The 15411-nt window shown below is 58.7% G+C and carries 9 protein-coding genes; 6 read left to right on the top strand and 3 right to left on the bottom strand.

Features of this window, described 5'->3' with window-relative positions:
• Positions 1-73: 73 nt before the first annotated feature.
• The 4 genes from AC4D2Q_RS13510 to AC4D2Q_RS13495 all read left to right on the top strand — a co-directional run bounded on the left by AC4D2Q_RS13510 (position 74) and on the right by AC4D2Q_RS13495 (position 8795).
• Positions 74-2980: a CDP-glycerol glycerophosphotransferase family protein gene (locus tag AC4D2Q_RS13510; protein WP_490947010.1), complete on the top strand. Its 2907-nt coding sequence runs from the start codon at positions 74-76 to the stop codon at positions 2978-2980.
• Positions 2981-3201: 221 nt separating this feature from the next.
• Positions 3202-3930, top strand: a complete 729-nt coding sequence (locus tag AC4D2Q_RS13505; RefSeq protein WP_490947008.1) for a phosphocholine cytidylyltransferase family protein — start codon at positions 3202-3204, stop codon at positions 3928-3930.
• Positions 3931-3996: 66 nt separating this feature from the next.
• Positions 3997-7752, top strand: coding sequence for a CDP-glycerol glycerophosphotransferase family protein (locus AC4D2Q_RS13500; protein ID WP_490947006.1), 3756 nt, complete (start codon positions 3997-3999; stop codon positions 7750-7752).
• Positions 7753-7829: 77 nt separating this feature from the next.
• Positions 7830-8795, top strand: coding sequence for a hypothetical protein (locus AC4D2Q_RS13495; RefSeq protein WP_490947004.1), 966 nt, complete (start codon positions 7830-7832; stop codon positions 8793-8795).
• Between the two features lie 653 nt (positions 8796-9448).
• Here the strand turns inward: AC4D2Q_RS13495 and AC4D2Q_RS13490 are convergent.
• From AC4D2Q_RS13490 to AC4D2Q_RS13480, 3 genes are all read right to left on the bottom strand, one after another.
• Positions 9449-10513 carry an XcbB/CpsF family capsular polysaccharide biosynthesis protein gene (locus AC4D2Q_RS13490; RefSeq protein ID WP_490947002.1) on the bottom strand — a complete coding sequence of 355 codons (1065 nt, stop codon included), beginning with the start codon at positions 10511-10513 and terminating at the stop codon, positions 9449-9451.
• A gap of 50 nt (positions 10514-10563) precedes the next feature.
• On the bottom strand, positions 10564-11679 hold the full coding sequence (gene wecB, locus AC4D2Q_RS13485) for a non-hydrolyzing UDP-N-acetylglucosamine 2-epimerase (RefSeq protein WP_490947000.1): 1116 nt from the start codon (positions 11677-11679) through the stop codon (positions 10564-10566).
• 122 nt (positions 11680-11801) lie between these two features.
• On the bottom strand, positions 11802-12050 hold the full coding sequence (locus tag AC4D2Q_RS13480; RefSeq protein ID WP_490946998.1) for a hypothetical protein: 249 nt from the start codon (positions 12048-12050) through the stop codon (positions 11802-11804).
• 185 nt (positions 12051-12235) lie between these two features.
• On the opposite strand from AC4D2Q_RS13480, the gene AC4D2Q_RS13475 reads away from it, so the two are divergent.
• Entirely contained in the window at positions 12236-13201 is a 966-nt protein-coding gene (locus tag AC4D2Q_RS13475) for a DAK2 domain-containing protein (protein WP_490946996.1), read from the top strand.
• Positions 13191-15410, top strand: coding sequence for an ATP-dependent DNA helicase RecG (locus AC4D2Q_RS13470; RefSeq protein WP_490946993.1), 2220 nt, complete (start codon positions 13191-13193; stop codon positions 15408-15410). The genes AC4D2Q_RS13475 and AC4D2Q_RS13470 overlap by 11 nt, the downstream gene beginning before the upstream one ends.
• Position 15411: the final 1 nt, after the last annotated feature.

Raw genomic sequence — 15411 nt, 5'->3', positions numbered from 1 at the left:
ATGGCTCAAACGGGGTGTAAAACAGCTGCAGCGACGGTCTGACCAAGCCGCAGCGGCCCCGGTGCAACCGGCAGTGCCAGAATGGGCCGCCCCGCCCACGGCACCTTCGCCTTCTCCCGAAGCCGGTCGGGCCGAGCTGCACGGGTGGCTGCGTGAGGTGAACGCCGCTGCCGCCGTCGTCCATTCACAAGCTCCGGAGACTGAGGCGCTGCGCTGGTACGCACAGCGCCTCACCGATGTGGCAGCACACGTGGAATACGTGCAGCACAGCGAACCGGACCGGTTTGAGGTGCTGCAGGAGTTTGCGCAGGCCGTGCTGGAGAATCCGAGAGGCAAGCAGGCCCTGCAGACATTTCAGGGTGTCCATCAGCGGGTGCTGCTTTGGCTGACGGCACACGGCCGCCGCGGCGATGTTCTGAACGTCCTTGCAGATCTCCAAGACAATGGCCGGAACTATCCCCTGTCTCCGGGGCACCCGGTGCAGAGCATCAGCGATCTTACGGCCGCGCCGTCGTACCTGCAGGTGCTCAGCGAACCTGTTGACCCTGACCTGCTCGGTCTGGCTGAGGCGGACCTGCCCCTGGCGGCCCGACTGACCCGTTTCGCATGGACCGCGGAAGGGACCCTTCACCTCGGCGGATGGGCATATCTCCCCGGTATCGACCCTGCTGACTGTAGTTTGGAAGTCGGGCTGCGGCGCGGCGACTCAAGCACCCTAGCGGCGCTCGCCGTGTTCAGGGGACAGGATCCGCGGATTGACCTCGCCGCAGCTGACCGCTGGATGTCCTACGCGGGGGCAGCCTTCACTGCAACCGTGGATCCGCGCCTATTGGTGGACCTGAAACCGGACACCGGAGCCGCCGCACAGTGGGCGCTCCAAGTGACACTGCGTTTTGGTGGAATTGCCGTGACGGACACGATCCGCAGCAGGGATGCCGACACGGTTCCGCGGCGGCTTCCGGTGGGTCCGCTGGCCGACGAGCGCACCCGCGTCGTCGGGCTGATGGACCGCACCGATGGCCTGAGGCTGAGAACGGTTCGATACTCCTGCCGGACCGCCTCCGTAGAGGTGGCCGGAAGCGTGGTCACGGTGGGCTTCGGCGGTGCCGGCGGCACGACGCCGGCAGGACTGTTGCTTGATGTGCCGGGGGAGCAGCCCACAGAGTTTGAGCCGGTGCAGCCGGACGGGACCTTTACCGTTGATATGGCCGCTGTCCCGGGATTTTCCGGGGCCGGAAAAGACAAACGCTGGACCGTCACCGCAGTGCTGCCCAACGGGCGGACGGAACCGGTGGGCTGGGCCGGTTCCGGGCAAGAGCTGGCTGCATCCTCGAACCCCTCGGCTGCGCTGCGGGCGGAGTGCAGCGGGTTCGGTTACCTGCAGATGGTGGTTCGCCCGGCGCGTGTGACGTTGGACAGCGCCGAGATAAGCCTGGACGGGAGTGCGCTGATCCTGCAAGGGCGGACGATGCGCCCGGTGGGACAACCGGACCCTGGTCCTCCCCAAATGCTGCTCAGAACGGCCCGCAATGAAGTGCATGCGCTGTCCACTATGTGGCTGGACGACACTCATCGTTTCCGGACTGAGCTTCCCCTCGTCCAGAACAAGTGGGGACAGCAAGGCCGCGCGCTGGAAGCCGGCCACTACCGGGTGCTCTCCGTACTGTCCGATGGCCCCGGACCCGCCCGAACCGTCAGAGTGCAGGCGCTGGGACAGTTGCTTACCAAGCTGCCGCTCGCGGCGCAGCGGGGATCGGCATCGCTGGAACTAGTGGGGGAAGGCAACGATGAGGATTTGGTGCTTCGGGTTTCGGCCCCGCGAACACTCGTTGAACGCACGGCACTAAGCCGCAGCAACCTGGTCTCCGAGTATTCCGGTTACCGGGAAGCGGTGGACCAGCAGGCCGTGCTTTTCGAGACCTTCGACGGCAAGTCCTGCTCGGACAGCGGCCGTGCCATCAGTGATGTCCTGGGTACACGGAGGCCTGACCTGCGCCGGTACTGGACCGTCGCGGACTACTCCGTACCGGTCCCGCCGGACTGCACACCCGTGCTGCGGGAAAGCCGGGAATGGTTCCGCTTGCTGGCCACGGCCGGCTATCTGGTCAACAACAACAACTTTCCCCACTACTTCCGCAAGCGCCCGGGGCAGTTCTATCTCCAGACCTGGCACGGAACACCGCTCAAGCGCATCGGCATGGACACGCCTGTGTCCGGAAGCACCGCCTCCTACCGCGCCCTGATCCGCCGTGAATCATCCGCCTGGGACATGCTCCTCGCACAGAATGACTTCGCCGCAGACACTCTGGCGGCTGCTTTCGGCTACCGCGGCCGTCCCGCCGTTCTCGGGTATCCGCGCAACGATGCTCTGGCTGATGAATCAGCACCCCTGCGCCGGGAGGAGGCCCGACACCGGCTGGGAATCGCCGCGGGCCAAAAGGCGCTTCTCTACATGCCCACGTGGAGGGACGGCACATCCGCCATAAATCCGTACCTGGATTTTCAACTTGCGGCGACGCAGCTGGGCCCGGACTATGTGCTGCTCTACCGGGGGCATCACAAGATCGCGGGCCGCCGGCAGACCACGGGCCAGCGCCTTTACCAGGACGTCACTGCCTATCCGGAGGTCAACGACCTCTATTTGGCTGCGGACCTTTTGGTCACCGACTATTCATCGGCAATGTTTGATTTCTGTGTAACCGGCAAACCCATATACTTCCTGACTCCGGATCTGGAGCGTTACCGGGATACCGAACGGGGTTTCTACTTTGATTTTGAGGCTCAGGCTCCCGGGCCAGTAGCCCGCAGCAGTGAGGAACTGGTGGAAGCGATCCTGCTTGAGGAAGCGGCAGATGAACAACGATTCCTTCGCTACAAGGAATTCGCAGGCCGGTATGCGCCGGCCGACGACGGCACTGCCGCCGCTAGGGTTGTGCAGTCTGTGTGGACTAAGGCGCTGAACGGTACCGAAAACCACTAACGACTACAGACAAAGTGGTAGTCTCCCGTTTCCAAGCACAAGACACGGTCAGATGGACCCGCAAAAGCTATATTTCCCAAATGTTCGCCTTTTGTTCGCCTCCGAGTATCCTTTGGAGGGGGAATGCATGGTATCTAGATTTTGCGACGTACGGCGGACCAGCTGTGGGTCCTGACAGGGTATTCCCCTCAGGACACTTCTTCCGACGAACAGGAAAACACATGAATGTGCAAGCCGTTATTCTCGCTGCCGGTATGGGAACCAGGCTCGCACGGCCGCATCCCAAAGCGCTCACTCAGCTCGACGATGGCCGGACCATCATGACCCAGCAGGTGGAAAACCTGCACGCAGCCTTTGGGGACGACCTCCGCCTGACCATCGTCGTCGGTTACAAGCTCGAGCAAATTATGGAGCACGTTCCTAACGCGTCCTTCGTGTACAACGAAGCCTTCGATCAGACAAACACCTCAAAAAGCCTGCTGAAGGCACTCCGGAACTCCGCGGATGGCGGTGTCCTGTGGATGAACGGCGATGTTGTCTTTGATCCCGAACTGTTGATTCACATCGCTTCAAATGTTCACGATGACCGCTCCTTTGTAGCCGTCGATACCTCCGTTGTGTCGGACGAAGAGGTGAAGTACACCGTTGACACTGACGGACATATCAAGGAACTCTCCAAAGCCGTGGAAAACGCCCTTGGCGAAGCAGTTGGGATCAACTACATTTCATCGCGAGACAAGAAGCACCTCATCCAGCGACTTGACGAAGTTGAGGATCAGGAATACTTCGAGGGTGGCATCGTGAAGACGATTCAGGAGGATGGGGTTAGCTACCTTCCGGTAGCTATCAGTCGTTACTACGCCGTAGAAGTAGATTTTGCAGAAGATCTTGAGCGAGCCAACGATTGCCTCGCGGCTGACAGCCACGTAAAACAGTCCCCAGCAGCGTAAGGAAGGTATTCGGTCTCCGCCGAGCATTCACCTATGAGTCACACACCAATGATTAATGTTGCACGCTTGGCTGAGAAGGCTGGGCGGATTGGCTTGGCAACGAATTTTTACAACCGGGCCACCGCAGGACCTGCCCAACAACGGGCAGATGCCCTGTACCGTCTTGCCAACTTGGAGTCTCAAAAGGGTGATTCTTCTGACGTCCGGCGTTTGCTGGAGGAAGCGGTGGAACTCCAACCCGGTAACGCCTCGTGGCACTATCGGTTGGCAACGGTCCTCGAGAAACAGGGCGAAAACGAAAAAGCTCTGACGCACTATCGGACTGCAACAAGTCTAGAACCCGCAAATTCCACGTGGAGCCAGCGGCTTGAACGTTGCGAAAACGCCCAGCGGATAGCGAAGGCAAAGGCAGACGACGAGCGCGCCAAGAAGCTCCGGCGTGAAGGGGCACGCTGGCAGGAACTCGAAGTTCTGCTGGCAGCAACCCCTAATTTTGGCAAGTCACCCGACTGGTTCCTCAGGCTTGGCGATGCGTTGGAAACCATGAACCGGTTCGACGCTGCTGCCGAAGCCTTTGGGAAGGCAAACGCCCTTCGTCCACGCCGCTCGGACAGCCTTGCCCGCGAGGGTTATTGTTGGAAGATGGCCGGCTATTTCGAACGGGCGAAGGCCGCGTTCGATCGTGCAGTTGAATATGACAACGAGTACCAAAGCAAAACCTTGGGAGCCGGCGTCTTTTACGAGCGGCGCGGCATGTGGCACGAAGCCGCAGCGCAATATGAGCTGGACAGCGAAAACCGGCCAATGGATGCCGAGCTGCAATTCCGTGCAGGGAGGGCTTTGGAACGCAGCTACCGCTGGAAAGAGTCGGCCTACAGATACGAGCAAGCAACCCTGCTGGACCGTTCCGAAGCCCGAAATCATTTCCGTTTGGGCTACTCCTACGAGAGGATGAACGACTTCTCAGCGGCAGAAGACTGCTATGCATACGGGCTCGACCTCCAGTCCGCGGCTGCGAAGTACTGGTCGTATCGCTTGGGAGTTGTCCGTGAAGCCCAGGGGAGACTTGAAGAAGCCCTTGAAGCCTATACAGCTTCCCTCGACGTGCCGGTTGTTGCTGACCTGGCACTGGACGAGGATTCCGTTCCTCCTGTGAGTAAACGGACAGACTACGAATTAGCACTCCTTGATAAAGCAAAGAGGCTTGCACTCCGGTCGCCTGACGCTGATCATATTCTCTCTCTTGCGAGTGAATTTGAGCAGCGCGAACTGTGGGGGGAAGCCGTGGCCTGCCTCGAAGCTGCAATCGATAGAAAACAGGTCTTCACTCCGTCCATCTATCACAGGCTAGGCACTGCCTACGGGCATATGGGAGCGCTCGACGCAGCCTCGCAGGCATTCCGCATGACGAGGATCTCAGTCGCGCCGAGAGGAATCGATAATAATCGGTACAAGAAAGATGTAACTCTGCAGAAGTATTTCGAATATGCCGAAATGATGGAGAACTTGCCCCTCCGACGCAATGTAATCCTGTATGAGAGCTTCTTGGGAAAACAAATAACCTGTAATCCCTATGCGCTCTTTCAGCAGATTCTTGCAGATCCAAAATATGCAAACTTCACGCATGTTTGGTCCACTACTCCCGATACCCATATACCACATTGGATGAGGAACCTCGAAAATGTAGTCTTTGCTCAGCGGGGTAGTCATCTCTATCGCCGTTATTTGGCGACAGCAGGATTTCTCATTAACAATGTTACTTTTCAGTCATTTTTTGTTCGTCGTGAAGGCCAAAAATATCTGAATACCTGGCATGGAACACCCATGAAGACTTTGGGTAAGGATATTGGCACGGGAGTTCTGGAGCACCGGAATGTCGCTAGAAATTTTCTTCAGGCAACGCACATTCTCACTCCAAACTCACACACGACAAACGTCCTGCTCGAACGGTATGACGTGCAAACCCTCGCCACTGCCAAGGTTGGCTTCACCGGATACCCCAGGATTGACCGTACTCTGGGAATGGACGGAACTCGAAAGACCGAGATTCTTCGTGACCTAGGGATTGAGGCCGGTGACGGACGTAAAGTAGTTCTCTATGCCCCCACTTGGCGCGGCGGGGCAAAGGTCCAGCACTTTGATACGGACCGCCTGACCGCAGACCTCCAAGCGCTGTCTGAACTTGATTGTGTCGTCTTGTTCCAAGGTCACCACTTATCCGTGGAGCTGCTCCCCAAGGGTCTTCCGGTCCGTGTTGTGGCAGACGAAATTGATACGAATGAGCTGCTTGCCGTGGTCGACATTCTGATTACGGATTATTCGAGCATTCTGTTCGATTTCCTTCCCACCGGGCGCCCCGTAATCTGTTACACCTACGATCTGGATGAATACATAGCTGAGCGCGGGCTGTACTTCACTCCTAGCGATCTGGGACTCGCCGAAGCTCGTACGGGTTCGGCTCTCATTAGTTCTGTTCAACTGGCGCTTGCGAACCCCAATGCATGGGCTCCACCAAAGGATCTAATGGCCAAATTCTGCGGCCGTGAGGATGGTGAAGCGACCAGTCGGGCGAAGTCCTTCTTCTTTGAGGACGACAGCAGCGACGAGGTTCCTCAGCAGCCGACAGGAAAGCGGCGCTTCCTCTTTCATCACAGTATGATCCCCAACGGAATCTCATCTTCCCTTACCAATCTCCTCAGATCCCTTAACCCTGAGGAGTACGACATTACGGTTGTCGTGCCTGCCGGAGTGATCGAGAAGAGTGATGGCGGTGTTGGCGTACTCCGTGGGCTGCCCTCTTACGTAAAGGTTCTCGCCGATGCCGGACGTCAAGTCGTCAATATTGAAGAAAAATGGCTAATTGATTATTTCAATCGGTGGAATTTCCTGCCATCAGCGCCGCAGCGCGAGATGTATTCGGATGCCTTCACGAGAGAATATCGCCGGCTCTTTGGAGATACCAAATTTGATGTAATTGTCGAGTTTGAGGGGTACTCCCGCTATTGGACGTCCGTTTTATCCGCCGCGCCAGGCGATGCAAAGAAGATTATATACTTGCATAATGACATGAAGTCCGAGCAGCAGGTTCGGTTCCCGTATCTCCGAAGTGTTTTTGAACTATATGACAACTTCGATATTCTTGCGTCTGTGTCTCCAGCCTTGTCTGAACTAAATAAAATGGGCGTCGGGCACATGATACCGGGGGATCTCAGTAAATTTGTTCCTGTGATCAATCAGATTGATCCCCAAGGCGTGCTGCAGCGGTCCCTAGAGCCGCTGGACGAGGACTTAGCCCCTTGGTTCTCCGGGGAAACACCGACGTTCGTGACCATGGGCCGACTTTCAATGGAAAAGGACCAAGCGAAGCTTCTTCGTTCCTTGGCTAAAGTCATCAAAGAGGGATACCAAGCCAATCTCGTCCTTCTAGGTGAGGGGCCTCTGCGTCAAGACCTGGAACAACTGGTTGAGGATCTGAATTTGAGCGAACGGGTATACTTTGCAGGCCTGCGCGAAAACCCCTTCCCGGCACTGCGTGCAGCAGGATGCTTCGTCCTTCCGTCAAACCACGAAGGCCAGCCAATGGTGTTGCTTGAATCGATGGTTCTGGGTACTCCGATTCTGGCTACAGACATTCCCGGCTCACGGCAGGTCCTCTCCGAGAACTTGGATTGCATCGTCGAGAATTCTGTGGATGGTCTAGCGCGGGGAATGCGCCGAGTCATGGACGGTAAGCAGAGTGCTCGCGTGAATTTTGATGTCGAGGGCTACCGCCAAGCTGCTCGTGCGGCGTTTTTGGAAGTTGCCGGGTCGGGTAACCTCTAGGTGTTCGCAGTGACGGTGGATCTTCAGTTTCTGTCATGTTTTCTTGTCCCACACCTAGAGGAAAAGGTCTCCGGCGAATGACAAAGAATATTGCGGTTTATATCGTTGGTGATGCTGGTATCTTCTTTCCCGGGCTGGTCGCCTTACGAAGTATCCAAGACCACAACACCACAAACCCCTTTGATTACTTTATGTGTTTCGACGGGAAAGATCTTACCGGTGAAATGGATGCTGTGCTTAGTGAGAACAATATCCGTTTCGTGGATATTTCTGAACTTGAAGCATATGGATCCGTGGATGACCTAACCCCAATGAAAGAACAGCGTTGGCCGACGCACGTGTTCTGCAATTGGCTCTTCCCTTACTGGTTGGATGACCGCGGTTACCAGGAGGCCCTGAAAGTTGACTACGACCTCCTGTGTGTTGGGAGATATTACCTGCCGGAGCTGATGCCGGGAGACGCGACAGTATCCGCACTACAGTTCGACGCAGATCTTCTCCGGCTTGGGGTGACGCCGCCGGCTTTGGAAGAACTCAATATTCCAGTAATAGACGGCAAAGCCACCATTCCCTACTACAACGCAGGAGTCGTAGGAATAAACGTCAAAAGGTATGTAGGTGCCGGGACTTTTGGTTTTTTCCGGTATGCCTATTTGACGATCCAGCAAGAAGGTTCGTCAGTGGACGCCGCAGAGCAGGTGGCGCTTGCTATCGTGGCCTTCCATAGCGAAAAAGTGAAGTCAATCCCCACGTCATATAACCAAAGGATCACTATCCTGCCGGAAGTGGATTCAGATGGACGCCCGGTTTTGAAAAACATTCACTACCTCACGCAGAATAAGCCTTGGTTAGATCCCGATTACAGATATCTAAACGGATATGTTCGAGTTGGCAGGACTAGCGTTTATATCTACCGGGACATATGGCATCAGTATGCTAAAACAATTCCCGGGTACACGAAGTATGTGTCCGCTCATTCACCCGGGCCTTTGGACACTCTAGCAATGTACACTACAGTCCTTGCGGCTTATTCAAAGTCGTGATTTGAAAACAGCATATGGATTAGATGGTGAGCGTCAAAAAGGTAGCTTAAGTGTTGAGTCCCGCACGAGCACCAAATCCCATTCCATCAGGTGGCGCACACCGGCACATGTTTGTTTTCGGTTAGACGGATCTTCACCTGAGGCTTGCGATTGACCTTAGTGGTAACGGAGGAGGCAAGGCGACCAGTTCGCGGTCGCCTTCGCTGGTGGTAATGGCCTGACAAAGGACCTGCAACTTTCCGATAGCATCTGGGGCTTGAGGACCTAGACAGCGGACCATTCCTATGTCGTTATTGTGCTGGCTGAGGAGTTGCCGGAATTAGGCGGCAATGCGGCTTTCTCAGGCCCTGGACCCGTCTATGGAAACGGCAGGGCACGGACGCTGCGTCTGCAGCGCCTTGCTCAAAGTGGTTGCGGCATTGGTATCAGCATGCCCCATGCAACTGCTTGGGGGTGGGGGCATCCGAGGAGGCTGCATGCGGCACCGTGCACCCACGATCGTCCTCCTTGAGGCGTTTCCTGCTTGGTGCTCCATGGGGCGGCACTGACCGGAGGCGATGTTTACGACAGCCTAGCGTCTTGGCTGTCAGCGTATTCATGCTGGCGACGTATTGACCCTGGGGCACTGCTCGCAGGGTCAATGCCAGAAGTAGTTAATCGATGACGTAGAGACCCGCCGCGACAGGAATCGAGTATAGGTGAAAATTCATCAGTGCGGTTGCTGTATTGACGGTGTTTTGGCCAACTTGCGGGTGATCCGTGATCGCCGGATTGTGTGAGTCATAAAATGAGATTCGGGAATTTGCATTTTCTATCAGGGTGCGCGATATGTACTTATATTGAGGGGAATTGCCCGAGCAAATAACGCTCCACCGAACGGGCGCTGATTTAGGCGGTTCGGGTAACAAACTTATTTCGAGCATCATACGGTTAAATACGTCTTTTTTAGGTTCAGGGAATATGTTGTTCCCTGTGAAATGTGCATCATTGTATCGGACGATGTAATGCTCATCGTCGATGATGGGGTCGACAGCTACACATCGATAATGTCCCTTGATGGCGTGAAAAAGTGCCCCCGTGCCACCTTTTGAAGCGCCGTATAGCACCACGGAATCATGCCCTATTCCATGCTGGCGGCTAACATCTTGAATGACCTGCTGAATATTGTCAGCGTTTCGCGGCAGATGGGTCGTATTCATGTAAAACGCACCAACGACTCCGCCTAGGTCAGCAATACGCAGAATGGCAGTATCCGCGGGGAGAAACTTCTGAACTGACTTATAGTTTTGTTCAAAGTACCGCATCAAGCTAGGGGTGTTGATATTTCCACTAATGGAGGAAAATACGACTAGGAGCCTCTTCGGCCTGTCAGAACTTCTTGCTTCCGTAAGGGAATAGACTACTCCATTGGCGTGCCTTACAAATTCCTTGGACACCAGTTTAGTCCATAGTTTATCCAGGGACTTCTCACTAACAAAGCGAGTCGCATTTCCTTTGATCATGTATGAATAAAAACCGTTATTGGCGAGTGTGGCAATGAGCTCTCGAGCTTCATCACTTGTGCGAGCGAGTTTGACGAGATTGGTCCCGACCCCAATATTCTCGGGTCCGTGGTCAACGTGGATGAACCGTACGGGACAATCATCAGCCTTCAGCAGGGCGTTGAGCTGGGTCGCTGAATAGTGGTCATGCTTAATGGACAGAACGGCGTTAGACAATGAGACTCTCATTCGGTGCAGAAGTGATGTTGGAAGGTGGGCTGCCGGGCTCAGCGGGAAATTAGACGCTCGAGCGCGGTAAGACTTCGGGCAGCGGCTGACCCATCCCCGTAGGGATTCATGGCCCCGGACATGGAGCTGTAATGCTCCCGGTCATGCAGCAGGAGGCCCACTTCGCGGACAATGCGGTCCTCGTCGACGCCGATAAGCTTCACAACGCCGGCGGCGACTGCCTCGGGACGTTCGGTGTTTTCGCGCATCACCAGCACGGGCACTCCCAGGCTGGGAGCCTCCTCCTGAACCCCGCCGGAATCGGTGAGGACGATATGTGCCAGGGAAAGCAGCCGGGTGAATTCGCCGTACTCCAGCGGTTCGGTGATCAGGACGTTTTCCAGACCCTCCAAGTGCGGAAGCACTGCGCGGCGGACCACGGGATTGCTGTGGATCGGCAGGACAAGCGTCAGGTCCGGCTCTGCCCGGGCGATGCGGGCCAAAGCCCGTCCGATGCCCTGCATTCCTTCGCCCTGGTTTTCCCGGCGGTGGGTGGTGACCAGTAAGACCTTTCGTTGTGAGGCCGCAAGGTTTTCCAGCTCAGGATCGGCAAAGGGGACATTCTTTTCCACGGTGGCCAGAAGTGCATCAATGACGGTGTTTCCCGTCACCACGATGTTGGCCGGATTGATGTTCTCCGCGAGCAGGTTCTGCCGGCTGCTCTCCGTGGGTGCCAGATGCAAAGAGGCAATCTGCGAGGTGATTTTGCGGTTGCCTTCCTCCGGGAAAGGCGAGGAAGGATTGCCGCTGCGCAGGCCGGCCTCCACGTGCACAACGGGTATGCCGTGGTAAAACGCGGCCATGGCTGCCGCAGTGGACGTTGTGGTGTCACCCTGGACAATCACGGCATCGGGGCGGTTGACGTTGAAGAGTTTGTCCAGCCCGTCAATGGTTCGGGCCAGGATGCCGTTGAGGGACTGGCCCGGCTCAAAGATGTTCAGGTCATAGTCCGGCTCAATGCCAAACAGGTTGTTGACCTGGTCCAGCATGGAGCGGTGCTGGCCGGTCACCGTCACGAAGCAGTCAAGGGCGTCGGATTCCTTCAGGGCAGCCACAATCGGTGCCATTTTGATGGCTTCTGGCCTAGTGCCATAAATAGGCATGACGACTGGCATGAATTCCCCGCTTAGCTTGACAACAGCCCGATATCTCGGATCAGTCTAGCCGAAGCGAACTTTTTGGAAATAGGAAATTAATTTTAGGGTAATTCCAGTAAGTAGCCCCGCTCCGCCAGAGCTCAGCCGAAGAGAACCAGCAGCGTTATCAACGTGGGGACCGACAAGCCCACCACCGTGGTCAGCAGCATGGCGACCGCGCGCTGCTTCCGGTAGGCCTTTTCTGCCCCGGGGCGCATCGTCCGCCCGGTTGAGAGGGGACGTGGAACGGCTTCGTCCTGCTTGATACGGCGGGCGTTTCGTTCCGATTCGGGAGACGGATCCCTCAGGTGTCTCGCCGCGGGAATGTCCGCGTACCGCTTGGTGGCCATGCTTCAACCCTGCCACATTTGTGCAAATTGTTATCGGCCCGTTCAGTCTCCTGCGGTAGGCTTCCTACTGACCAAACCGGCACGACGGCAATGACGCCTCCTGTCCGGAGCAGGAGCGCCAGCATGGAAAAGGGATCACTTTGCAAACCAAAATCACCGCGAACGCACAGGCGCTGAAGCGATGGTTGAGCAAAGCGGAAGTCTCTCTGGGCAATCACAGTGACCGGCTCAATGCGATCAACATCTTCCCGGTGGCCGACGGCGATACCGGCAGCAACCTCTATCTCACGCTTTGCGCCGCCTCCCGTGCCGTGGCCGACGTCGACACCACGGACATAGGGGAACTGCTGGGAATTGCCGGCCGGGCGGCCATGGAAGACGCCAAGGGCAATTCGGGCACTCTGCTTTCCGTGTTCCTCACCGCCATGGCTGAGCCGCTGCAGGGCAGCACCCGCCTCTCGGCGCCCCTTCTGGCATCCGCGCTGCACCGGGCCCAGCTGCGCTCTTGGTCCGTCCTGAGCGATCCCGTTCCCGGAACCATGCTCTCGGTCCTGGAAGAAGCGGCCGGGGCCGCCATGGACGCTGAGGCCGCCAAGATGGGCGATGACAGCAACGCAGGCCTGGCAGCCGCGCTGCGCGGCGTCATGGACGCCGCCCTCGCCGCCGTCGTGCACACCGAAATGCAGCTGGACGCCCTGACCGAGGCCAAGGTGGTGGATGCCGGGGGAGTGGGCTTCCTGCTGGTGCTGGACGCCCTGCGCGCAGCGGCCCTCGGTGAGGAACTGCAGGAAGAGCTGCTGGACGGCCTGCACGGCTACGACGTGCAGGCCCCGCACATCCACGGTGAAATGCCCCGCATGGAAGGCGTGGAGGTGATGTGCACCATCAACCTCAGCCCGCTGGATGCGGCCACGCTGCGCCTGCAGCTGGACGAGCTCGGTGACTCGGTGATCATGAGTGCCGTGGACGCGGTGGGTGAAGGCTACCGCTGGCGGGTGCACGTGCACACGCCCGACGCCGGCAGCGCCATTGATCTGCTGCGCACCGTTGGCGAGCCCACCAACCTGACCATCACGGAGCTTTCCGCAGACGGTCACGAAACCAAGGAAATCATCGAGGACAGCGGGATCCACGAGGCCCATGAAGTCTAACGTTCCCCCCGAACTGGATTTCCCGCTCGAACGGCGGATCGGCAAGCCGTCCGCCACCAAGCTTGAGAAGCAGCTGGGCCTGAAAACCGTGGGCGACCTGCTGCACCACTTCCCGCGCCGCTACCTAGAACGCGGAGAGCTGACGCCCATCGCGGAAATTCCCTTTGATGAGGATGTCACCCTCATTGCCCGGGTCCAGAGCGCCAATGCCCGGCGGATGCAGACCCGCAAGGGCACGCTGCTGGAAGTGGTGGTCACCGATGACGCCTCCGGGGCGCTGGGCCAGCTGCACCTGACGTTCTTCAACGGCTGGAACGCGCAGAAGGAACTCACCGTAGGCACCCGGGCCATGTTTTCGGGCAAGGTGGGCGTCTACAAGAAGCAGCTGACGCTGACCAACCCCAACTATGTGGTGCTCAATGACGAGGCCGATGACGAGGAAATGGCCAAGCGCCCCATCCCCGTCTATCCCGCCACCGCAAAGCTCAACAGCTGGGACATCAAGAAAGCCGTGGACCTGCTGCTGGACACCATGGAGACCGAGCGGCTCAGCGATCCCATCCCCGAACCGGTCCGGGACGCGGAACACCTCATCGGACTGGTGGAGGCATACGAGAAAATCCACCGCCCGGCCGAAATCGGCGAGGCGTACAAGGCCCGCCACCGGTTCCGCTACCAGGAGGCCCTGGTCCTGCAGACGGCGCTGGCCCGCCGGCGCAGCGCCGCCGCGCAGGAAGACGCCACGGCCCGCCCGCCCCGCCCCGGCGGGCTGCTGGATAAATTCGATGCCGCCCTGCCGTTCACGCTCACCAACGGCCAGTTCGACGTCGGCCGCGAACTGGCCGATGACCTGGCGCAGCCGCATCCCATGAACCGGCTGCTGCAGGGTGAGGTGGGCTCGGGGAAAACCCTGGTGGCCCTGCGGGCAATGCTCCAGGTGATCGACGCCGGCGGGCAGGCCGCGCTGCTGGCCCCCACCGAGGTCCTCGCCGCCCAGCACTATGAATCGATCACCAAGACGCTGGGCCCGCTGGGACAGGGCGGCCGGCTGGGGAGCGACGACGACGCCACCCGGGTTACGCTGCTGACCGGCTCCATGGACACCGGCGGCCGCCGTGCCGCCCTGCTGGATGCCGCGAGCGGTGCCGCCGGCATCGTCATCGGAACCCACGCACTGCTTTCGGAACATGTGCAGTTCGCGGACCTGGGGCTCGTCGTCGTGGACGAACAGCACCGGTTCGGCGTTGAACAGCGGGACGTGCTGCGCACCAAGGGCCGCAGCACTCCGCACCTGCTGGTCATGACCGCAACCCCCATTCCCCGTACCGTGGCCATGACCGTCTTCGGCGACCTCAACGTGTCCACGCTGACCGAGCTGCCCGCCGGACGCGCACCCATCTCCACCTTCATGGCGCCGCTGGCCGAAAAGCCCGCCTGGGGGCGGCGGATCTGGGAGCGTGCCCGCGAGGAGATCGACGCCGGCCGGCAGGTGTACGTGGTCTGCCCCAAGATCGGGGACAAGGACGAGGAACCGGGCGCCGACCTGACCCTGCTCGACTACGGGCCGCCTCCGGAGGGAAAGACCGGAAAACCGAACCTGGCCTCCGTGACCGAAATGCACCAGCAGCTCTCCGAAGTGCCCGCGCTCGCAGGAGTGCGGATCGGCGTTCTGCACGGGCGGCTGGATCCGGTGGAGAAGACCGAGACCATGGCCGCGTTCACCCGCGGAGACATCGACCTGCTGGTGTCCACCACGGTCATTGAGGTGGGCGTGGACGTGCACAACGCCACGCTCATGGTGATCATGGATGCGGATCGCTTCGGAATTTCCCAGCTGCACCAGCTGCGCGGCCGGGTGGGCCGCGGCGGACTGCCCGGCACCTGCCTGCTGGTCACGAAGCTGGAACCCGGGCATCCCAGCCGGGAACGCCTGGAAGCCGTAGCTGCAACCACGGACGGCTTTGAGCTCTCCCGGCGGGACCTCGAGCTGCGCCGCGAAGGGGACATCCTGGGCGCCTCGCAGTCCGGCGGACGCTCCACTCTGAAGCTGCTGCGGGCCATTCAGGACGAGCCGCTGATCGAGAAGGCGCGCGCCGCCGCCACGGCCCTGGTGCAGGAGGACCCGGAGCTGAGCCGGTATCCGGCCCTGAACGAGGCGATTGAGGATTATCTGAATCCTGAAAAGGAAGCGTTCCTGGACCGCGGCTAAC

This window comes from Arthrobacter sp. TJ-178, assembly GCF_058269275.1.
This window is presented reverse-complemented; position numbering and strand designations above follow the sequence as displayed.